The sequence below is a fragment of the Vibrio sp. 1562 genome, assembly GCF_033340155.1.
GTDB lineage: Bacteria > Pseudomonadota > Gammaproteobacteria > Enterobacterales > Vibrionaceae > Vibrio > Vibrio alginolyticus.
Genome location: NZ_JAWOVY010000556.1, coordinates 1 through 595, shown reverse-complemented (window position 1 = coordinate 595; position 595 = coordinate 1). Strand labels below are relative to the sequence as shown.

General features: G+C 46.1%; 2 pseudogenes. One reads left to right on the top strand and one right to left on the bottom strand.

Going from position 1 to position 595, the window contains the following annotated elements:
- Positions 1 to 80: pseudogene (gene flgB, locus R7Z49_RS26375) on the bottom strand (flagellar basal body rod protein FlgB); the annotation flags it as partial.
- 78 nt (positions 81 to 158) lie between these two features.
- Here flgB and R7Z49_RS26370 point away from each other — a divergent pair.
- A pseudogene (locus R7Z49_RS26370) lies at positions 159 to 595 on the top strand (flagella basal body P-ring formation protein FlgA); the annotation flags it as partial.

The following is a 595-nucleotide window of genomic DNA, read 5'->3' as shown; positions in this document are numbered from 1 at the left end:
GCGAGGACTTTGGTACGCTGAACGCGAAAATTGAGTGCCTCTGGATGTACACCTAAAGCATTTTCAAATGTGATCGCCATGCATTTTTCCTTACAGTCGGCTCGAATACGCCAAGATACAAACAAGATACGTGCCATAAATTTTATTTATATTTATCAATGACTTACAGACAAGAGTGGAAACCAAACTTCCGGTTTACGGAAAGCAAAAAAATTAGGGGGAAAACTCTAATTTCCTCAAAGTGGATACTGTTATTAGGAATTCTTTCGACAGGACAAACTTTCGCCAGTCCGGACCAAACCACCTTCTCATCGGAGGAGCTAAAGGCCGTTGTCGCGAAACATTTTGAACAAGAAGTAGACCGCGTAGCCAAGTCTAACCAGTGGGGCGAGTACCAACTGGAGTACGACTTGTGGGTGCCAGGTTCTGCCAACCATTTACCCAAATGCGATGCCAAATTGGTGATCACGGGTCGCGATAACCAACCTTTGCCAGTCGGTAACTTAAAGCGTGCCGTCAGTTGCGAAGATCTCACTGCTCCATGGCGAATCAATGTCACGATCAAATCCTCGGTCACACTGCCAGTGGTGGTTGC